Genomic DNA, 19,801 nt, shown 5'->3' with positions numbered 1-19,801 from the left:
CGTCGCGTAACCAAAAGGCAACAACGGAATCACTTGTTGGCCTCCCCTCCCTCTGTCAGGATCGGCACTCACATCGAGCCGAAGCTACGCCGGCACCCGCAGCGCACGCGGGGCCGGCGGCGGAGGAGAGCGACATGCAGAACCCCGGCAACGCCGGCGACGCCGCCACCCGCCCGACGACGCGGGACGACGTACAGGAACGTTTCGCGGACGGTGCGCAGTACATCGCGGGCCGACCCGCCAAGGGCACCTCGGGCCGTACGCACTCGGTGATCGACCCGTCGACCGGCATCGAGGTGTACACCTACGAACTGGCCGGCACCGACGACGTCGACCGTGCCGTGGCCGCCGCCCGCGCCGCCTTCCCCGAGTGGTCCGCGGCGACCCCCGGCGAACGCTCCGACGCGCTGCACCGTTTCGCCGCCGTCCTCGCCGACCGCGCCGAGGAGCTCGCCCGCGTCGAGTCGCTCCAGTGCGGCAAACCGCTCAAGCTCACGCGTGAGTTCGACGTACCCGGCACGATCGACAACACCGCCTTCTTCGCCGGTGCCGCCCGCCACCTCCAGGGGCAGTCCGCCGGTGAGTACTCCGGCGACCACACCTCCTACGTCCGCCGCGAACCCATCGGAGTCATCGGCTCCGTCGCGCCCTGGAACTACCCCCTCCAGATGGCCGCCTGGAAGATCCTCCCGGCGATCGCCGCGGGCAACACGATCGTCCTGAAGCCCGCGGAGCTGACCCCGCTGACCTCCCTGCTCTTCGCGCGGGCCGCCACGTACGCCGGCATCCCGGACGGTGTCATCAACATCGTGACCGGTACCGGCAAGGAGGCCGGTGAGCATCTCGTCGGTCACCCCGACGTGGCCATGACCTCCTTCACCGGTTCGACCACGGTCGGCAGGCGCGTCGCCGAGATCGCCACCGCGACCGTCAAGCGCCTCCACCTGGAACTCGGCGGCAAGGCCCCCTTCGTCGTGTTCGACGACGCGGACCTGGAGGCCGCCGTGCAGGGCGCGGTCGCGGGCGCCCTCATCAACACCGGCCAGGACTGCACGGCGGCCACGCGCGCGTACGTGCAGCGGCCTTTGTACGAGGAGTTCGTCGCGCGGACCGCCGCCCTCATGGAGACCGTCCGGCTCGGCGACCCGTTCACTCCCGGCACCGACCTGGGCCCGCTGATCTCGCATGTCCAGCGGGACCGTGTGGCCGGCTTCGTCGACCGGGCGCGTGCCTACGCGCGGGTGGTGGCCGGCGGGGAGGCCCCCGAGGGCGACCTCAAGGACGGCGCGTACTACCGGCCCACCCTGATCGCCGACGCACCACAGGACAGCGAGATCGTCCAGTCCGAGATCTTCGGGCCCGTGCTGGTCGTCCTGCCCTTCGACAGCGACGACGACGGCATCCGGCTCGCCAACGACACCCCTTACGGCCTCGCCGCCTCCGCCTGGACCCGGGACGTCTACCGGGCGAACCGCGCGACCCGCGAGATCAGGTCCGGCTGCGTCTGGGTCAACGACCACATCCCGATCATCAGCGAGATGCCCCACGGCGGCTTCCAGGCGTCCGGCTTCGGCAAAGACATGTCCACCTATTCGTTCGAGGAATACACCCAGATCAAGCACGTCATGTTCGACAACACGGCGGTGGCCCGCAAGGACTGGCACCGCACGATCTTCGGGGACCGCTAGCGCCTGTCGGCGCACTGGCGGACGGGCCGCCCGACCCGCGGCCGCACACCCTCCCGAAAGGGCACCATCTCCGAAAGGGCACCACGCGCATGGAGCAGTACGAGCCCGACCGCCTGACCCCGGCCCAAGTGGCCGCCATGCGGCGCAGTTTCCGCAGCGGCAGGGCCGCCCTGACCCGCCGTTCGCTGCTGCGCGCCTCCGCGGGCGGTGTGCTCGCCGTGGGCGGCCTGGGGGCGCTGAGCGCCTGCGGCATCCCGCCGGCCGGCAAGACACAGGGCGGCACGTCCACCCAGGACTTCTCGGCGAAGGAGAAGGTCGTCAACTTCTCCAACTGGCCCGAGTACATCGACGTGGACGACAGCGGCAAGCACCACCCGACGCTGGACACGTTCCGCGGGCGGACCGGGATCACGGTCAAGTACACCGAGGACATCAACGACAACAACGAGTTCTTCGGCAAGATCAAACCGCAGCTCGCCGCCGGCCAGGACACCGGCCGCGATCTCATCGTCCTCACCGACTGGCTGGCCGCCCGGCTGATCCGCCTCGGCTGGGTGCAGAAACTGGACCCGTCCAACCTGCCGCACGCCTTCGCCAACCTGTCGGCCCAGTTCCGCAGCCCCGACTGGGACCCCGGCCGCGCCTACTCCTACCCCTGGCAGGGCATCGACACGGTCATCGCGTTCAACAAGAAGGCCCTCGACGGCATCGAGGTCAGGTCGGTCTCCGACCTGCTCGACAACCCCAAGCTCAAGGGCCGAGTCGGCTTCCTGTCGGAGATGCGCGACAGCGTCGGCATGACGATGCTCGACATGGGCAAGGACCCCGCGAAGTTCACCGGCGACGACTTCGACGCGGTGATCGCCCGCCTGCAGAAGGCCGTCGACAAGGGCCAGATCCGCCGCTTCACCGGCAACGACTACACGTCCGACCTCACCAAGGGCGACCTGGCCGCCTGCGTGGCCTGGGGCGGCGACGTCGTCCAGCTCAAGGCGGACAGCCCGGACGTCGACTACGTCATCCCGGACAGCGGCTACATGACGTCGACCGACAACCTGCTGATCCCCAACAAGGCGCGCCACAAGACCAACGCCGAGAGGCTCATCGACTTCTACTACGAGCCCGAACAGGCCGCCGCGCTCGCCGCCTACATCAACTACGTGTCCCCTGTCGACGGCGTGAAGGACCAGCTCGCCAAGATCGACAAGTCGGCGGCGGACAACCCGCTGATCATTCCCGACAAGGCCATGGCCGCAAAGTCCCACGCCTTCCGTTCGCTGACGCAGAAGGAAGAGACGGCCTACGAAGAGAAGTTCGCGAAGCTCACAGGGGCGTGACGACGATGACCACCACGACAGACACCGGCGCCGACGTCCGCCTGACGGGCATCAGCAAGACCTACGGCTCCTTCACCGCCGTGCACCCGCTCGACCTGACCGTGCCGCAGGGCTCCTTCTTCGCCCTGCTCGGCGCATCCGGCTGCGGCAAGACCACCACCCTGCGCATGATCGCCGGCCTGGAGGAGCCCACCGGCGGCACCGTCCACCTCGGCGACCAGGAGGTCACCGCCCTGCCGCCGTACAAGCGGCCGGTGAACACGGTCTTCCAGTCCTACGCCCTCTTCCCGCACCTCGACATCTTCGAGAACGTCGCCTTCGGCCTGCGCCGGCGCGGTATCAAGTCGGTGAAGAAGCAGGTCGAGGACATGCTCGAGCTCGTGCAGCTCGGCGAGCAGGCGCGCAAGAAGCCGCACCAGCTCTCCGGCGGCCAGCAGCAGCGCGTGGCCGTGGCCCGCGCCCTCATCAACCACCCCAAGGTGCTCCTCCTCGACGAGCCGCTCGGCGCCCTGGACCTCAAGCTGCGCCGCCAGATGCAGCTGGAGCTCAAGCGCATCCAGACCGAGGTCGGCATCACCTTCATCCACGTCACGCACGACCAGGAGGAGGCCATGACGATGGCCGACACGGTCGCCGTGATGAACGCGGGCCGGGTCGAGCAACTCGGCTCGCCCACCGACTTGTACGAGAACCCGCGGACGACGTTCGTCGCCAACTTCCTCGGCACCTCCAACCTGATCGAGGCCGAGGTCGACTCCAAGAACGGCGACGACATCGTGCTCAGGGCGGGCGGCGGCAAGCTCGTGCTGCCCGAGGCCCGCTGCAGCGCGTCCACGACGACCGGCGGCAAGGTCCTGGTCGGCGTGCGCCCCGAGAAGATCTCCCTCACCCACGCCGACGACGCGGGCGAGATCCCCGAGGGCCGCAACCGCATCACCGGGAGGATCGCCGACTCCTCCTTCATCGGCGTCTCCACGCAGTACGTCATCGACAGTCCCGTCTGCCCCGAGTTCGAGGTCTACGCGCAGAACATCGACCGCGACGCCCGGCTGGTGCCCGGCGCCGAGGTCGTCCTGCACTGGAGCCCGGCCCACACCTTCGGCCTCGACGCGGCCCAGGACATCGACGCCGGTGTCACCGAGGTCGAGGAGGAGGCCGCCTGATGGCCGCCGTCACCGAGGCGCCCCCGCCCCTCGCGCCCACCGCTCCCCAGAAGCAGAAGCCCCCGCGCAGACGGGGCCGCCTCACGCCGTACTGGCTGCTGCTGCCCGGCATCCTGTGGCTGCTGGTCTTCTTCGCGCTGCCGATGATCTACCAGGCGTCCACGTCGGTGCAGACCGGCTCCCTGGAGCAGGGCTACAAGGTCACCTGGCACTTCGCCACCTACTGGGACGCGCTGTCCGCGTACTGGCCGCAGTTCGTGCGGTCCGTCCTCTACGCGGCCGCCGCGACACTGCTGTGTCTGCTCCTCGGCTACCCGCTCGCGTACCTCATCGCCTTCCGCGCGGGACGCTGGCGGAACCTGATCATGATCCTGGTGATCGCGCCGTTCTTCACCAGTTTCCTGATCCGTACGCTCGCCTGGAAGACGATCCTCGCGGACGGCGGCCCGGTCGTCGGCGCCCTCAACACGCTGCACGTCCTGGACGTCACCAACTGGCTCGGCTGGACCTCCGGCGACCGCGTGCTCGCCACTCCGCTCGCGGTGGTGTGCGGACTGACGTACAACTTCCTGCCGTTCATGATCCTGCCGTTGTACACCTCGCTGGAGCGCATCGACCCGCGCCTGCACGAGGCGGCCGGCGACCTGTACGCCCAGCCCTTCACCACCTTCAGGAAGGTCACCTTCCCGCTGTCGATGCCGGGCGTGGTCTCCGGCACCCTGCTGACCTTCATCCCGGCGGCCGGCGACTACGTGAACGCCGATCTGCTCGGCTCGACGGACACGCGCATGGTCGGCAACGTCATCCAGACACAGTTCCTGACCGTCCTCGACTATCCGAAGGCCGCCGCACTCTCGTTCATCCTGATGGCCGCGATCCTCGTCATGGTCACGGTCTACATCCGCAGGTCCGGCACGGAGGATCTGGTTTAAAGATGACCTTCCTCAACTGGCTCAAGCGCCATCTCGTCGTCATAGCGGGACTGCTGACGCTCGGATATCTCCTGCTCCCGAACGTCGTCGTCACGGTCTTCTCCTTCAACAAGCCGACGGGCCGCTTCAATTACGAGTGGCAGCAGTTCTCCATGGACGCCTGGAAGGACCCGTGCGGCGTCGCCGGAATGTGCGGCTCGCTGGCGGTCAGCCTCCAGATCGCCGTGTGGGCGACGCTCGGCGCCACCGTCCTCGGCACGATGATCGCCTTCGCGCTGGTCCGCTACCGCTTCCGCGCCCGCGGCGCGGTGAACTCGCTGATCTTCCTGCCGATGGCGATGCCTGAGGTCGTCATGGCGGCCTCGCTGCTCACCCTGTTCCTCAACATGGGCGCCCAGCTGGGATTCTGGACCATCCTGATCGCGCACATCATGTTCTGCCTCAGCTTCGTCGTCACCGCGGTCAAGGCGCGCGTGATGTCGATGGACCCGAGGCTGGAACAGGCGGCGCAGGACCTGTACGCGGGCCCGGCGCAGACGTTCCTGAGGGTCACGCTCCCCATCGCCGCCCCAGGGATCGCCGCCGGCGCGCTGCTCGCCTTCGCGCTGTCCTTCGACGACTTCATCATCACCAACTTCAACGCGGGGTCCACCGTCACCTTCCCCATGTTCGTGTGGGGTTCGGCGCAGCGCGGAACGCCCGTCCAGATCAATGTCATCGGTACGACGATGTTCATCGTCGCGGTCCTGTTCGTGCTGGCGTCCATGGCCGTCGGCAACCGCAGAAAGCGCAAGAAGGCATAGTCCTGTCGTTCCTTCGAATTCCGTGGGGAGTTGACATCATGGCCCCGAGCGCCATGACCCGTTGGACGAGATCCCTCTCCGAAGCCCGGCCGGTCCCGTACTGGCTGGACGACCCCGAAAGGCCGCGCCCCGAACCCGCGCTCACCGGCGCCGAGACCTGCGACCTGCTGGTCGTGGGCGGCGGCTACAGCGGACTGTGGACCGCGCTGATCGCCAAGGAGCGCGACCCCGGGCGGGACGTGGTGCTGGTGGAGGGCCGTGAGGTGGGCTGGGCCGCCTCCGGCCGCAACGGAGGCTTCTGCGCCGCCTCCCTCACCCACGGCCTGGCCAACGGGCTTGCCCGCTGGCCGGCCGAGATCCACAAGCTTCAGGAGCTGGGCGCCCGCAACCTCGACGAGATCGAGAAGGCGGTCGCCCGGCACTCGCTGGACTGCGACTTCGAGCGCACCGGCGAGATCGACGTGGCGAGGGAGACGTACCAGGCGTGGGAACTGAAGGACTGGCACGAGGAGATGGAACGCCGGGGCCTCGCCGACGGCGTCGAGTACCTGGACGCCGACGCGGTACGGGAACAGGTCGACTCGCCGACCTTCCTGGCGGGCCTGTACGACCGCCGGGGCGTGGCCATGGTGCACCCGGCGAAGCTCGCCTGGGGCCTCAAGCGGGCCTGCCTGCGGCTCGGCGTCCGCATCCACGAGCACACGCCCGCCCTCACTCTGAAGCCGTACGGCGCCGGCATGGCCGTCCGCACCCCGTACGGCGAGGTGCGCGCGCGGCGCGTCGCGCTCGGCACGAACGTCTTCCCCAACCTGGTGCGGCGCGTCCGCTCGTACACGATCCCGGTCTACGACTACGCGCTGATGACCGAGCCGCTCACCGCCGACCAGCTGGCCTCGGTCGGCTGGAAGAACCGCCAGGGCCTCGGGGACTCGGCGAACCAGTTCCACTACTTTCGGCTCTCGGCCGACAACCGCATCCTGTGGGGCGGCTACGACGCGATCTACCCGTACGGCGGCCGGGTGCGCGCCGAGTACGACGACCGCCCGGAGACGTACGCCAAGCTCGCCGGCCACTTCTTCACCTGCTTCCCGCAGCTCGAGGGCGTTCGCTTCACCCACGCGTGGGGCGGGGCGATCGACACCTGCTCGCGCTTCTCGGCGTTCTTCGGCACGGCCCACCAGGGGCGGGTGGCGTACGCGGCCGGTTACACGGGCCTCGGCGTCGGTGCGACCCGTTTCGGCGCGGAGGTGATGCTGGACCTGCTGGCGGGGGAGCGCACGGAGCGGACGGAACTGGAGATGGTCCGCAGGAAGCCACTGCCGTTCCCGCCGGAGCCGTTCGCCTGGACGGGCATCGCGCTGACGAAGTGGTCGCTGGCGCGGGCGGACGCGCACGCGGGGCGGCGCAACCTGTGGCTGAGGACCATGGACAGACTGGGCCTGGGCTTCGACAGCTGAGGGCCTGCCGCCGACCGCTAGGGCCTGTCGTGTCGGGCGAGGAACACCGCGAGTCCGGTCAGCAGCACGGCGCACAGGCACCAACTCGCCACGACGTCCAGGGGCCAGTGATAGCCGTGGCGGACCAGGCCGAAGGCCACACCGAGGTTGAGGGCGAGGCAGGCGAGGAGCACGCCGCGGCGGGCGCAGGACGTGCGCAGCCAGGGCCACAGGACGAGGGCCGCAGAACCGTAGGCGATGGCGGCGGTGGCCGTGTGGCCGGAGGGGAAGAAGCCGGTGGCCGGGCCCATCACGGGTGGGCCCGGCCGGGCGACGAGGTCCTTGAGCGGGACGACGACCGCCGGGACGACGGCCATCAGGGCGGCCGCGGCGACGGACGGCAGCCACCACCGCCGCGTACCGGCGCGCCGGGCACGCCAGGCGGCGCACACGAGCACCACGGCGAGGACCGGCACGGCGACGGAGACGTTCCCCAGGTCGGCGAGAACCCCGGAGACCCGGTCGGGACGGACCAGGTCCCCGCTCAGCCTCCGGTCCGCCCGCGCGAGCGGCCCCTGGGCGACGACCTGCCAGGTGAGGAGGAGGAAGAGGAGGACGGCGGTGGCGAGGACACAGGCCGGCCACCGGCGGTGGGGGGCGGGTTCTCGGGACGACGACACGTCGGACAGCTTCACACCCGTCGGCCGGGCCGCCGTGGTCGGGTCCCGCCCGGTGTCGGTGGCGGCGGTTAGTGTGGGGCAGCACTTGAGTGGGGGAGGGGCTGGAATGGCCGATGCGCCGATCGACCTGATGCGCCTGGAAGGCGAGGGCAACAGCGTCGTGCTCAGGATCACGGGCATGGAGCCGCGGAGGGATCCGGACGCGATGCCGGTACTGACCGGGGAGTTCCTCGTGGACACACCGTTCGTGCGGGGCAGCGTCCCTGCCTGGCTCCTGCCCGAGGACCTGCGGCAGTGGCAGCAGGTCCTGGACGCGCTGGACGCCGGTCGGCACATCGCCTGGCGTGCGGGCACACGGGGCCCCCGGCTGTTCGTCGAACGCGACGAGGACGGCGAACGGTGCCGCGTCACCGTCGAGGACGCCTCGACGTCCTCGACGGCGACCGCGACGGTCCCTCTGAAGGACGAGTGGTTCGACGACGCGTACCACCGCCTGGACCTGATCTGGGAGACATGGCCCCTGAACGGGTGAGGCGGGACGCGGGACGGCCGCCCCGGAACAGGGGGGGTGGTTCCGGGGCGGCCGTAGTGACCGGGTTGCCGCCCGCCCCGGGGGGTTTGGGGCGTGCGGCCGTCCGATCATGAGGAGATCCGGAGCCGAAGGCTCCTTGTGTGCGCGAGGGCACGACCAGGTCGAAGCTGGGGAGGCCCCGGCCCAGTGCCGCCCACAGTCCCCTGTGAGCGGGTGTATCTCTCATCTGGGTAGAACCTACGGCAGGGAAAACCGCTCCGACAGCCGGAATCGCGTCCCGCCATCCACCTCGCACACCTTCTTCACACCCTCTGACGTTGGTGGTCAGATGCGCGCGAACGCCTGCTCGATGATGTCCAGTCCCTCGTTCAGCAGGTCCTGGCCGATCACCAGCGGCGGCAGGAAGCGCAGCACGTTGCCGTAGGTGCCACAGGTCAGGACCAGCAGGCCCTCCTGGTGGCAGGCCTTGGCGAGCGCGGAGGTCGCCTCCGGGTTCGGCTCCTTCGTCGTACGGTCCTTCACCAGCTCGATCGCGATCATCGCGCCGCGCCCGCGCACGTCGCCGATCACGTCGAACTTCTCGGCCATCGCCGTGAGGCGGGCCTTCATGGTCTCCTCGATCTCCTTCGCCCGGGCGTTGAGGTCGAGTTCCCTCATCGTCTCGATCGCGCCGAGCGCGCCCGCGCAGGCGACCGGGTTGCCGCCGTAGGTGCCGCCGAGGCCGCCCGCGTGCGCGGCGTCCATGATCTCGGCGCGGCCGGTGACCGCCGCGAGCGGCAGACCGCCCGCGATGCCCTTGGCGGTGGTGATCAGATCCGGGACGATGCCCTCGTCCTCGCACGCGAACCACTGGCCGGTGCGGCAGAAGCCCGACTGGATCTCGTCGGCGACGAAGACGATGCCGTTGTCCGTGGCGAACTTCCGCAGCGCCGGCAGGAAGCCCTTCGCCGGCTCGATGAAGCCGCCCTCGCCGAGCACCGGCTCGATGATGATCGCGGCCACGTTGTCCGGACCGACCTGCTTGGTGATCTGGTCGATGGCCTGCGCGGCGGCCTCGGGGCCGCAGTTGTCCGGACCGGTCGGCCAGCGGTAGGCGTACGCCATCGGCATGCGGTAGACCTCGGGCGCGAACGGCCCGAAGCCGTGCTTGTACGGCATGTTCTTCGCCGTCAGGGCCATCGTGAGGTTCGTACGGCCGTGGTAGCCGTGGTCGAAGACGACGACCGCCTGGCGCTTGGTGTACGCGCGGGCGATCTTGACCGCGTTCTCGACGGCCTCGGCGCCCGAGTTGAACAGCGCGGACTTCTTGGCGTGGTCACCCGGCGTGAGCTCGGCCAGCGCCTCGGCGACGGCCACATAGCCCTCGTACGGCGTGACCATGAAACAGGTGTGCGTGAAGTCCTGCAGCTGGGCGGACGCCCGGCGTACGACGGCCTCGGCGGAGGCCCCCACGGACGTCACGGCGATGCCGGAACCGAAGTCGATCAGCCGGTTGCCGTCGACGTCCTCGATGATCCCGCCGCCCGCGCGCGTGGTGAAGACCGGCAGCACGGAGCCCACGCCCTGCGCGACCGCGGCGGTGCGACGGGCCTGCAGCTCGAGCGACTTCGGGCCGGGGATGGCGGTGACGACGCGGCGCTCCTGCGGAAGTGCGGTCATGGGGGCTCCCTGATGATCTTGCGTTCGGCATGTCGACGGTCGTGTCGACGAAGGTGTTTTTCGGACGCTTGCCTTCTTTTCTCGCAGGCTAAGACGGGCCGCGGAGGGTGGGCATGCTCCATGTGGGCGCCTTGCGCGCGCCCGCTTGTCCGCCGTGGACATAGCGGCGGACGCCACGGAAGGGGACGCCTCACCGGACACCCGGTCGCGTATGCGGTGAACTCCCCTTGCCGGGACGGTTAGATTGACTCGCTGATGGTGGACGGAGCGGCTGGTCAGGGGGCAACGGCGATGGACAGCGACGGAACGCAGGACGCACGGAGCACACGGGCCAATCCCGTGCCGCGTCCGGCGGGACCGCTCCCGGTGCCGCCCCGCCCGGCGCACGCCCCCGGGCTGCCGCCGCGGCCGGACGGCTCGGCGTTCCTGGCCTGGCTGCGGGCGCCGCGGCCGCCCGCGCTGCCCGGCGTGTGGCGCTTCGGGCACCGGCCACGGCCGCAGCAGGAACCGGAGCGGACCCCGACACGGCAGCTGCTCAGCGGGGCGCTCATCGCCTTCCTGGTCGGCTGGCTGATCTGGTCGCTGCTGTGGAACGGCTACCTCGGCGGCTGGTGGGTGGTACCGCTGGAGCTGTTCACCCCCGACTCCTGGCGGCACAGCAACGACCGCGTCGGCAACGCCTTCCTCTGGTACGGCTACTACACGGTGATCGCCCTCGCGATCATGCTCACGGTCGGCAAGCTCGGCCGCTGGGGCGAGGTATGGCGCCGCTTCGGACCGCCCGCCTGGCGCGCCGCCGCCCCCGTGGCCGAGAAGCCCCCGGCGCCCGAGGACGACCCCGCCCGGTTCAACCAGATCCGCGCCGCCGGGGCGCACGAGGCCGCCGACCGGCTCGCCGCCGACGCGCACGCCGGGCTGATGCGCGACGTCGACCACGCCCGCATCACCCGCGCCTGGCAGGGCGTGCTCAGCGGGCGGCACGACCTGACCACGTTCACCGGCGCGGTCCTCAAGGACGGCGCCGCCGCCTGCCCGCACCCCTCAGGGGAGCGGGACCTGCCGGCCCGGCTCGCCCGCCACGACCTGTTCACCGGCCAGGTCAGGCTCGGCACCGCCGTCGACGACCCCCGCAATCCCTACGCCTACCGCGGCAGCGGACTCGCCCTCGGCCTCGACCTGCTCGCCACCTCCCTCGTCGCCGTGGGGCCCGCCGGGTCCGGCAAGACCAGCTCGCTGGTGTGGCCGCTCGCCGAGTCGCTGTGCCTGCACGCGCTCACCGGGCGGGCCGCCGTCGTCGTGGTCGGGGCGGCCGGCGCCGGGCTCGGACCCGCGGACGCCTACGACGTCGTCGTACGCGTCGGACACCCCGAATCCGTCTACGTCCTGGACCTGTACGGCGGGACCACCGACCCGGACGAGGCGGCGTCCGTGCTCGCCGAGGCGCTCGTCGGCGACCTCGCCGACCCGCACCCCGGCGGGGACAGCCGCCGCTCCGCCACCGTCCTCGCCCAGCTCCTCGGGCCCTACCGGGCCGTCCACGGCCGCTTCCCGTCCGTACCGGAGCTGCGCCAGCTCCTCGACGGCGCGCCCGGGCCCCTCGCCGCCCTGCGCAAGGCCCTGAAGGACACCGGACAAGACGCCCTGCTGCGCGAACTGGACGCCCGGGAGCGGCAGTCCCGGCACCCCGGCGACGTCGGCGGCGTGCTCGCCGACCGGGTCGCGCTGCTCGACCGGCCCGCGTTCGCACAGTTCTTCGACACTTCCGGCCAGACCCGGCCGTTCTCGCTGCGTGCCCTCGACCACCCGGTGCGGGTCCGCATCGACCTGCCCGAGCGCGGTCACGCCGACGCCTCGAGGATTCTCGCGCGCCTGGTGCTCGCCCAGTTCACGGCCAGTGTCGCCGCCCGAGAGGACAGGTCCCTCTTCGCCTGCCTGCTCCTCGACGACGCGAGCGGGGCCGTCACGCCCGAGGCCGTCCGCGGCATCCAGCGGCTCAGGTCCGCGAACGCCGGTGTCGTGCTCACCCTGCGCACCCTGGACGACGTGCCCCGGCCGCTGCGCGGGCCCCTGCTCGGCGCCGCCGGGTGCCGGATGGCGCTGTCCGGCCTCACCCCCTGGGACGGCCAGGACTTCGCCGAGGTGTGGGGCAAGGAGTGGACCGAGACCCGGGACGTCACCGACCGGCAGATCATCGCCGAGACCCCGGCGGGCAAGGCCCTGCACATGCTGCGCCGGGTGATCACCGGCCACGCGCCGACCGCGCGCGCGGTCACCGTCCGCCAGGTCGAGCGCGAGCGGTGGTCCGCGTCCGAACTGGCGCACGCCGTGCCGCCGGGGCACGCGGTGCTCTCCGTGACGAATGTGAAGGGTGAGCACGCCCCGCCGCTGCTGGTGGATCTACGGAACTGACGAGGATCAGGGCACGCGCCGACCGTACGGTGAGGCAGAATCGGCGTAGGTCGTTCATACGCGGCGGCCAAAGGATCACGACGATCACACGATGATCGCAACGGTCGCAGAGAACACAGGATCCGAAGGCCCCATGCCCCTCACCCTCGCCTCGCTCGTGCACCACTCCGCGCTCAAGCTGACCGTGCGCGCGGGCGAGGACCGCCTGGACGTCCCGGTCCGCTGGGCACACGTCAGCGAACTCGCCGACCCCGTGCCCTACATGGAGGGCGGCGAGCTGCTCCTGATCACCGCGCTCAAGCTGGACGCGGAGGACCCGGAGGTCATGCGCCGCTATGTGAAGCGGCTGGTGGGCGCGGGCGTGGTCGGCCTCGGCTTCGCCGTCGGCGTCAACTACGACGAGGTCCCCAAGGCCCTCGTGGACGCGGCCCGCGAGGAGGGGCTTCCGCTGCTCGAGGTGCCGCGCCGCACCCCGTTCCTCGCCATCAGCAAGGCCGTCTCCGCCGCCATCGCCGCCGACCAGTACCGGGCCGTGACCGCGGGGTTCGCCGCGCAGCGCGAGCTGACCAGGCAGGCCCTCAGCGCCGGCCCGGAGGGGCTGCTCGCCGCGCTCGCCGCCCAGGTCGACGGCTGGGCCGCCCTGTACGACGCCTCCGGAGCCGTCGTCGCCGCCGCGCCCGAGTGGGCGGGACGGCGTGCGGCACGGCTCACCGCCGACGTCGAGCGCCTGCGGGGGCGGCCCGCGCCGGCCACCTCCGTGGTCGGCGGGTCGAACGGAGAGGGGAAGGGAGAGGACCGGGTCGAGCTGCACTCCCTCGGCACCGGACGGCGTCCGCGCGCCGCGCTCGCCGTGGGCACGGCCGCCCCGCTGGGTACGGCCGAGCGGTACGCCGTGCACTCCGCCATCGCCCTGCTCACCCTCACCACCGAACGCTCCCGGTCCCTGCACGCCGCCGAGCAGCGGATCGGCGCGGCCGTGCTGCGCATGCTGCTGGCCGGGCAGCCGGACCACGCCCGCGCCGTGGCCGGGGACCTGTACGGCCACCTCCTGGACGCGCCTTTCCGGGTGATCGTCGCCGAGTCGGCGTCCGCGTCGGCCGCCCGGGCGCACGCGGACGGGCACGCGCGCGTGGTGACCGCGCAGCCGACCGCCGCAGCGCTCGCGGCGGCGGTCGACACGGACGGCGACCCCCTGGAGGGGCTCGTGGAGACCGTGGAGTCCGCCGCCGCCCGCTCCGGCGAGGCCGTCCTCGTCGTGCCCGAGGGGGAGGCCCGGATCGTGATCCTCGCCGCCGACGGGGGCGCTGCCGTCGCCGCCTGCCTGGAGTACGCGCCGGCGGTCCAGGCGGCCCGGGCCGCCGCCCGCGAGCAGTCGGCCACCGACGAGGACGAACTGGTGGTCGGGATGTCGGCGCCCGCCGGGCCGATCGCCGCGGCCGCCGCCTACAAGCAGGCCGAACAGGCGCTCTCGGTGGCCCGGCGGCGCGGCCGGGCGCTGGTCGAGCACGAGGAACTGGCGACCGGGTCGGTGCTGCCGCTGCTCCAGGACGACGCCGTACGCGCCTTCGCGGACGGACTGCTGCGCGCCCTGCGCGAACACGACGCGACGGGCCGCGGCGACCTGGTCGCCTCGCTGCGGGCCTGGCTGTCCCACCACGGCCAGTGGGACGCGGCGGCCGCCGACCTCGGCGTCCACCGCCACACGCTGCGCTACCGGATGCGCCGGGTCGAGGAGATCCTGGGCCGCTCCCTGGACGACCCGGACGTCCGGATGGAACTGTGGCTCGCGCTCAAGGCCACGGCTGCGGCGGGGGAGTGACGCGGCCACCGCACGGCGTCACCACCGCCGTATGACTCCGCGGTGCGGCACCACCGCCGTACGGCTCTGCGTGCCGCCCGCTGTACATCCCGTAGAAGCCCGCCCGGGCAGTGCTACTCCCCGGACAAACGACCCCTGGGCGTCCCCGCCCTACGGTGGACCACGCAACCCCAAGCACCAGCCAACCTCGGAAGGGCCGGGACTGAACGCTATGACTTCCACCCACGCCTTCTGGCTCGCCGGCCGCCAGGTCACCGGTGAGACCACCTTCGACGTCACCTCCCCGTGGGACGGCGGGCTCGTCGGAAAGGTCAGTGTCCCGACCGAGGCGCAGGTCGAGGAGGCCGTGGCCGCCGCGCACGCCGTGCGCGACGAGTTCGCCGCCACCCCGGCCCACGTCCGCGCCGCCGCCCTCGACCACGTCTCGAGGCGGCTCGCGGAGCGCACCGAGGAGATCGCGCAACTGATCTCCGCCGAGAACGGCAAGCCCATCAAGTGGGCGCGCGGTGAGGTCGGCCGTGCCGTCTCCGTGTTCCGCTTCGCCGCCGAGGAGGCCCGCCGCTTCAACGGCGGCGAGGCCCAGCGCCTCGACACCGACGCCGGCGGCCAGGGCCGCCTCGCGCTGACCCGCCGCTTCCCCAAGGGCGTCGTCCTCGGCATCGCGCCGTTCAACTTCCCGCTGAACCTGTGCGCCCACAAGGTCGCCCCGGCCATCGCCGCCGGCGCCCCCATCATCCTCAAGCCCGCCCCGGCCACCCCGCTGTCCGGTCTGATCATCGGCGAGCTGCTCGCCGAGACCGAGCTGCCCGCCGGCTCCTGGTCGATCCTGCCGGTCCCCAACGACCGCATGCCCGCCCTCGTCCAGGACGAGCGCCTGCCGGTCATCTCCTTCACCGGTTCCGAGAAGGTCGGCTACGCGATCATGGACTCGGTCCCGCGCAAGCACTGCACGCTGGAACTGGGCGGCAACGGTGCGGCCGTCGTGCTCGCCGACTACGCGAGCGACGAGGACCTGGACTGGGCCGCGAACCGCATCGCCACCTTCTCCAACTACCAGGGCGGCCAGTCCTGCATCTCCGTGCAGCGCGTGATCGCCGACGCCTCGGTGTACGACCGGCTGCTGCCGCGCATCGTCGCCGCCGTCGAGGCCCAGGTCACCGGCGACCCGTCCGACGGTGCGACCGATGTCGGCCCGCTGATCAGCGAGGACGCCGCGAAGCGCGTGGAGTCCTGGGTCGACGAGGCGGTGAACGCGGGCGCCACGCTGCTCACCGGGGGCAAGCGGGACGGCGCCTCCTACGCGCCGACCGTCCTCACCGACGTCCCCGCCGGTGTGACCATCTCCTGCGAGGAGGTCTTCGGGCCGGTTCTCACCGTGCAGAAGGTGGATGGCGAGGCCGAGGCGTTCGACGCGGTCAACGACTCCAAGTACGGTCTTCAGGCGGGCGTGTTCACCCACGACCTCCAGGTCGCCTTCCGCGCCCACCGGGCCCTCGAGGTCGGTGGCGTGGTCATCGGCGACGTGCCGTCCTACCGCGCCGACCAGATGCCGTACGGCGGTGCCAAGCTGTCCGGTGTCGGGCGTGAGGGCGTGAGGTTCGCGATGGAGGACTACACCTACGAGCGGGTGCTGGTCCTGACCGGCCTCGCCCTCTGAGCGAACGTGCATGAAGGGGCCCGGCACCGCTGCCTTCCGGTGCCGGGCCCCTTCCTCCCGTCGGCCTGGTCCGGACCCTCAACCGGAGAAGCCGACGTGCGCGAGCCGCAGCGGGCCGCGCAGTCCGATGCGGACGTCGTGCACACCGGAGGCGGTGAACGCGGCGTCCACGGTGGTGTAGTCGTACAGGCCGGTGGGCGCGGCGAGCGTGAGCACGGCCGAGGGCCCGCTCCCGTCAAGGGACAGCTCGACGGTGCCCTCGCCGGCGACGCGCACCGTCACGCTCGTCACCCCGTGCGCGAAGTCGCAGTGCCGGAAGAGCAGTTCACCCGTCCCCCCGTCGACGGGCGTCACGGCGTCCCCCGACACCTTCGTGCGGTCGACGATCACCGTGCCCCGCTGCTCGTCGAAGTCGGCGGCCTCCAGGCCCCGTTCACGCACCGGGCGCGGTCCGGCCGGCTCACCGGGCGGTGTGATCGTCGTCCGCAGCCGGATGTCCTCGCTCGACGAGCCCACCAGGATCTCGTACGGGCCGGGCTCGATCCGCCACCGCCCGTGCGACACGTCCCAGAACTCCAGGGCGCCGAGCGGCACCTCGAAGGCCAGCTCGGCCGAGGCGCCGGGCGCCAGGTGCACGCGCCGGTGGGCGACCAGCTCGCGGCGCGGACGCGGGACCGACGGTTCGACGGCCCGGGTGTACACCTGGGCGACCTCGTCGGCGGCCCGCGTGCTCGTGTTGGTCACGGTGAAGGAGACCGCCACCCGCCCGTCCTCCACCCGTGCCGTGAGGTCGCCGTAGGCGAAGGACGCGTACGACAGCCCGTGCCCGAACGGGAACAGCGGCGTTCCCTCGAAGTACAGATACGTCTGTCGGCTGCCGATCACGTCGTAGTCGAGCAGATCGGGCAGGTCCGCGTCGTCCGCGTACCAGGTCTGCGGCAGCCGGCCCGCGGGGGAGACGTCGCCGGACAGCACCCGGGCCAGCGCGGTGCCCGCCGCCTGGCCGCCGTGCGCGGTCCACAGCACGGCCGGGAGATCCGCGCAGTCGACCGCGTACGGGTATGCGGACACCAGCAGCAGCGCGGTGCGCGGGTTCGCGGCGCGGGCCGCGCGCAGCAGGCGCTCCTGGTGACCGGGCAGGCGCAGCGTCGTACGGTCCTCGGTCTCGCGGCCGTTCAGGTGCGGGTCGTTGCCCGCGAACACGAGCACCACGTCCGCTCCGGCCGCCGCCCGGGTGACCGCGTCCTCGCCGCGCTCGATGACCTCCAGTTCGAAGACTTCCCTCTGGTCCTCGGCAACCTTCACGCCGTCGGCGGCGACCGACACGTACCCGCCCGTGCCGACGTGCTTCAGGAGGTGGCCGCTGCCATGGGGTTCCAGGCGGAACGTCTCCTGGACGACCCAGCCGCCGGGCTGGTCCGCGGAGGCGCGGACGTACCCGTCGTCGGCGACCGAGAGGTACCGCCCGTCGGGGGCGCGGAAGGTCAGCAGGCCCTCGCCCCAGTCGATCAGCGCGAGTTCGCTGCCGTGCTCGTCGACGGTGAGCGGCGGCAGGTCCGTGCGGCCCTGGAGCAGCGCCGGGTCCAGGGCGCCCTCGGCGCCGCGCACCTCGTCGTCGGCGTCGGCCGCGGGCACCCGCAGATAGGCACCGGCGGTGGTCTTCAGACGTACCCGGTCCACACCCTCCGCGAAGTCCACACGCTCGGCACCGAAGCGCTCGTACAGGCCCTCCAGCGGTGTGGACCGGTGGATCAGCGTGCCGCTGTACCAGTCGAGCTTGCTCTCGTCGGCCAGCAGCCCGACCGCCGCGACGCGCGCACCGTCGGCGAGCGGCAGCAGGCCGTCGTTCTTCAGCAGCACGACCGCCTGTTCCGCGGCCTCCAGGGCGAGCGCCCGATGGGCCGGGGTGTCGAAGTCCCGGGTGCCCGCGTGCGGGTCGAGGCGCGGGTCGAACTCGCCGAGCCGGAACCGCACCGAGAGCTGCCGGCGCACCGCCTGGTCGATGTCCTCCTCGTTCAGCAGCCCCTTCGCCAGCGCGCCCTTGATCCGCGCGACGATCGTCGAGCTGTCCGTGCCGTGGTCGGTGAAGCTGTCGACGCCGGCCTGGACCGCCGCGGCCGTCGCCTCCTCGTGCGTGTCGAAGTAGTGCTCGGAGTCGACCAGGTTGGACGGCGCGCCCGCGTCCGAGCAGACCATCAACTCCTGGTCGCTCCAGCGGCGCAGGTGCTCGCGCAGATACGGCGAGACATGGTTGGGGCGGCCGTTGACCAGGTTGTAGGCGGGCATCACCCCGGCCACCGAGCCCGCTTGAACGGCCTCACGGAACGCCCGCAGGTCGTACTCGTGCAGCACGCGCGGACGGACCGAGGAGGAGGTCGTGTCGCGGTTCGTCTCGTTGTTGTGGGCGAGCCAGTGCTTGAGGACCGGGGCGGTCCGCCAGTACGTCGGATGGTCGCCGCGCAGACCGCGCGTGTACGCCGTCGCGATCGCCGAGGTCAGCCGCGGGTCCTCCGAGTAGCCCTCCTCGTTGCGGCCCCACAGCGGGTGGCGCAGCAGGTTGACCGTGGGCGCCCAGACGTTGAGACCGACGCGTTCGTCGCGGGCGCGCATCGCGCGGACCTCCTTGGAGACCGCCTCGCCGACGCGGCGCACCAGGTCCTCGTTCCAGGTCGCGCCGAGCCCGACGGCCTGCGGGAACACCGTTGCGGGGCCCATCCACGCCACTCCGTGCAGGGCCTCCTGGCCGGTGCGGAACGCGGCGATGCCGAGGCGCTCGACGGCGGGTGCGAACTGGTGCAGGAACGAGATCTTCTCATCGAGCGTCAGCCGCGCCATCAAGTCGTCGATGCGCTTCGCGAACGGCAGCTGCGGATCACGGAAAGGGTGCGCGGGCGGCGTCTGTGCAGTCACGTGGTGATCCTTCGGAGATCGAGCGGCGGGCGCTTTCGAAGCGCTTCGATGCTCATTCGACTTCGGGGTGCGTGTCAAGACACCCAGACGCAACCTCTCCGTTCTCTCACTGTGATTCCTAGCCCTCTCATCCGTTCAGCCGGTGCCTCCCCGCCCGCGAGGAATCTTGGAAGCGACCCTTGTGCGCCCCCAGGTGTTCACTTAACCTCGCAGCAACATCGAAGCGCTTCGACGGCGGAGGGCCCGCTCAGTGTGGTCCCCATTCCCTCCGATGTCACCGCCGCTTCAGCTCAGCCAAGTTCCACTCGAGACACCGCAGCCGACGGCTCCTTCCGCCGGGTGTCCTGGTGCGCCATGAAGGGTTGACGCAATGACGCCGAACTCCGCTTCCGCCTCTTCCGGGCCCAGCCGGAGAAGCTTCCTCGCCTCCACGGCGGTCGCCACCGCAGCAGTGGCCGGGGGTATGCCACTGCTCGCCGCCTGCGGCGGTTCGGACAGCGGCTCGCGTGAGGGCACCACGTCGGGCAAGGCCGCGGACAAGCTGCTCCCGACGTATGTCGCCAGCACGGTCGCCAAGCCGGACATTCCGTCGAAGTACGGGTCGGCCGCCGGTTTCACCAGCAAGATCGATCTCGCGTCCCTCGCCACGTCGGTCCCGGACAAGCTCGGCACCGGCGCCCCCTTCACTATCCTGTCCCCGCTCTGGGGCACCCCGCCGAAGCCCGATTGCGCGTACTACAAGGCACTCGACGCGGCGGCGGGCACCAAGATCACCT

Annotated in this window: 14 protein-coding genes; 11 read left to right on the top strand and 3 right to left on the bottom strand. The window is 71.4% G+C overall.

Annotation, left to right across the window (positions count from 1 at the left end; genetic code table 11):
• Positions 1 to 134 precede the first annotated feature (134 nt).
• From C3488_RS15130 to C3488_RS15105, 6 genes are all read left to right on the top strand, one after another.
• On the top strand, positions 135 to 1,688 hold the full coding sequence (locus tag C3488_RS15130) for a gamma-aminobutyraldehyde dehydrogenase (RefSeq protein ID WP_103839932.1): 1,554 nt from the start codon (positions 135 to 137) through the stop codon (positions 1,686 to 1,688).
• 89 nt (positions 1,689 to 1,777) lie between these two features.
• Positions 1,778 to 3,025 carry a spermidine/putrescine ABC transporter substrate-binding protein gene (locus C3488_RS15125; RefSeq protein ID WP_103839931.1) on the top strand — a complete coding sequence of 416 codons (1,248 nt, stop codon included), beginning with the start codon at positions 1,778 to 1,780 and terminating at the stop codon, positions 3,023 to 3,025.
• Positions 3,022 to 4,188 (top strand): ABC transporter ATP-binding protein, encoded by a 1,167-nt coding sequence (locus tag C3488_RS15120; RefSeq protein WP_103839930.1) that lies wholly within the window; start codon positions 3,022 to 3,024, stop codon positions 4,186 to 4,188. The genes C3488_RS15125 and C3488_RS15120 overlap by 4 nt, the downstream gene beginning before the upstream one ends.
• Positions 4,188 to 5,120 carry an ABC transporter permease gene (locus tag C3488_RS15115; protein ID WP_103839929.1) on the top strand — a complete coding sequence of 311 codons (933 nt, stop codon included), beginning with the start codon at positions 4,188 to 4,190 and terminating at the stop codon, positions 5,118 to 5,120. The genes C3488_RS15120 and C3488_RS15115 overlap by 1 nt, the downstream gene beginning before the upstream one ends.
• A gap of 2 nt (positions 5,121 to 5,122) precedes the next feature.
• Complete coding sequence (locus C3488_RS15110; protein ID WP_103839928.1) at positions 5,123 to 5,923, top strand: ABC transporter permease; 801 nt, start codon at positions 5,123 to 5,125, stop codon at positions 5,921 to 5,923.
• 38 nt (positions 5,924 to 5,961) lie between these two features.
• Positions 5,962 to 7,380: an FAD-binding oxidoreductase gene (locus C3488_RS15105; RefSeq protein WP_103839927.1), complete on the top strand. Its 1,419-nt coding sequence runs from the start codon at positions 5,962 to 5,964 to the stop codon at positions 7,378 to 7,380.
• 17 nt (positions 7,381 to 7,397) lie between these two features.
• Here the strand turns inward: C3488_RS15105 and C3488_RS15100 are convergent, their stop codons facing one another.
• Positions 7,398 to 8,039 (bottom strand): phosphatase PAP2 family protein, encoded by a 642-nt coding sequence (locus tag C3488_RS15100; RefSeq protein ID WP_308460670.1) that lies wholly within the window; start codon positions 8,037 to 8,039, stop codon positions 7,398 to 7,400.
• Between the two features lie 106 nt (positions 8,040 to 8,145).
• Between C3488_RS15100 and C3488_RS15095 the strand changes: the two genes are divergently transcribed.
• On the top strand, positions 8,146 to 8,571 hold the full coding sequence (locus C3488_RS15095; RefSeq protein ID WP_103839978.1) for a DUF5959 family protein: 426 nt from the start codon (positions 8,146 to 8,148) through the stop codon (positions 8,569 to 8,571).
• Between the two features lie 324 nt (positions 8,572 to 8,895).
• Here C3488_RS15095 and gabT read toward each other — a convergent pair whose 3' ends face one another.
• Positions 8,896 to 10,230, bottom strand: a complete 1,335-nt coding sequence (gabT, locus tag C3488_RS15085; protein WP_103839926.1) for a 4-aminobutyrate--2-oxoglutarate transaminase — start codon at positions 10,228 to 10,230, stop codon at positions 8,896 to 8,898.
• Between the two features lie 291 nt (positions 10,231 to 10,521).
• Between gabT and C3488_RS15080 the strand changes: the two genes are divergently transcribed.
• The 3 genes from C3488_RS15080 (at position 10,522) to C3488_RS15070 (ending at position 16,115) form a co-directional block, all read left to right on the top strand.
• Positions 10,522 to 12,639: an ATP-binding protein gene (locus C3488_RS15080; RefSeq protein WP_103839925.1), complete on the top strand. Its 2,118-nt coding sequence runs from the start codon at positions 10,522 to 10,524 to the stop codon at positions 12,637 to 12,639.
• Between the two features lie 133 nt (positions 12,640 to 12,772).
• Positions 12,773 to 14,458 carry a PucR family transcriptional regulator gene (locus C3488_RS15075; protein WP_103839924.1) on the top strand — a complete coding sequence of 562 codons (1,686 nt, stop codon included), beginning with the start codon at positions 12,773 to 12,775 and terminating at the stop codon, positions 14,456 to 14,458.
• Positions 14,459 to 14,669: 211 nt separating this feature from the next.
• The gene (locus C3488_RS15070; protein ID WP_103839923.1) at positions 14,670 to 16,115 is read left to right on the top strand and encodes an aldehyde dehydrogenase family protein; all 1,446 of its coding nucleotides are present in this window, start codon (positions 14,670 to 14,672) and stop codon (positions 16,113 to 16,115) included.
• Between the two features lie 78 nt (positions 16,116 to 16,193).
• Here C3488_RS15070 and C3488_RS15065 read toward each other — a convergent pair whose 3' ends face one another.
• On the bottom strand, positions 16,194 to 19,025 hold the full coding sequence (locus C3488_RS15065; protein WP_103839922.1) for a glycoside hydrolase family 3 C-terminal domain-containing protein: 2,832 nt from the start codon (positions 19,023 to 19,025) through the stop codon (positions 16,194 to 16,196).
• A 370-nt stretch (positions 19,026 to 19,395) separates the two neighbouring features.
• On the opposite strand from C3488_RS15065, the gene C3488_RS15060 reads away from it, so the two are divergent.
• Positions 19,396 to 19,801, top strand: a 406-nt coding sequence (locus C3488_RS15060; protein ID WP_146067865.1) for a twin-arginine translocation signal domain-containing protein, incomplete at its 3' end; no start/stop codon positions are given.

This window comes from Streptomyces sp. Ru72 (assembly GCF_002920635.1).
Classification (GTDB): Bacteria; Actinomycetota; Actinomycetes; order Streptomycetales; family Streptomycetaceae; genus Streptomyces.
This window is presented reverse-complemented; position numbering and strand designations above follow the sequence as displayed.

What these genes read in the sequence shown, in the direction of transcription:
- C3488_RS15130 (WP_103839932.1), top strand. Translation starts at nt 135, where the DNA reads ATGCAGAACCCCGGCAACGCCGGCGACGCCGCCACCCGCCCGACGACG.
- C3488_RS15125 (WP_103839931.1), top strand. Translation starts at nt 1,778, where the DNA reads ATGGAGCAGTACGAGCCCGACCGCCTGACCCCGGCCCAAGTGGCCGCC.
- C3488_RS15115 (WP_103839929.1), top strand. Translation starts at nt 4,188, where the DNA reads ATGGCCGCCGTCACCGAGGCGCCCCCGCCCCTCGCGCCCACCGCTCCC.
- C3488_RS15110 (WP_103839928.1), top strand. Translation starts at nt 5,123, where the DNA reads ATGACCTTCCTCAACTGGCTCAAGCGCCATCTCGTCGTCATAGCGGGA.
- C3488_RS15105 (WP_103839927.1), top strand. Translation starts at nt 5,962, where the DNA reads ATGGCCCCGAGCGCCATGACCCGTTGGACGAGATCCCTCTCCGAAGCC.
- C3488_RS15095 (WP_103839978.1), top strand. Translation starts at nt 8,146, where the DNA reads ATGGCCGATGCGCCGATCGACCTGATGCGCCTGGAAGGCGAGGGCAAC.
- gabT (WP_103839926.1), bottom strand. Translation starts at nt 10,230, where the DNA reads ATGACCGCACTTCCGCAGGAGCGCCGCGTCGTCACCGCCATCCCCGGC.
- C3488_RS15080 (WP_103839925.1), top strand. Translation starts at nt 10,522, where the DNA reads ATGGACAGCGACGGAACGCAGGACGCACGGAGCACACGGGCCAATCCC.
- C3488_RS15075 (WP_103839924.1), top strand. Translation starts at nt 12,773, where the DNA reads ATGCCCCTCACCCTCGCCTCGCTCGTGCACCACTCCGCGCTCAAGCTG.
- C3488_RS15070 (WP_103839923.1), top strand. Translation starts at nt 14,670, where the DNA reads ATGACTTCCACCCACGCCTTCTGGCTCGCCGGCCGCCAGGTCACCGGT.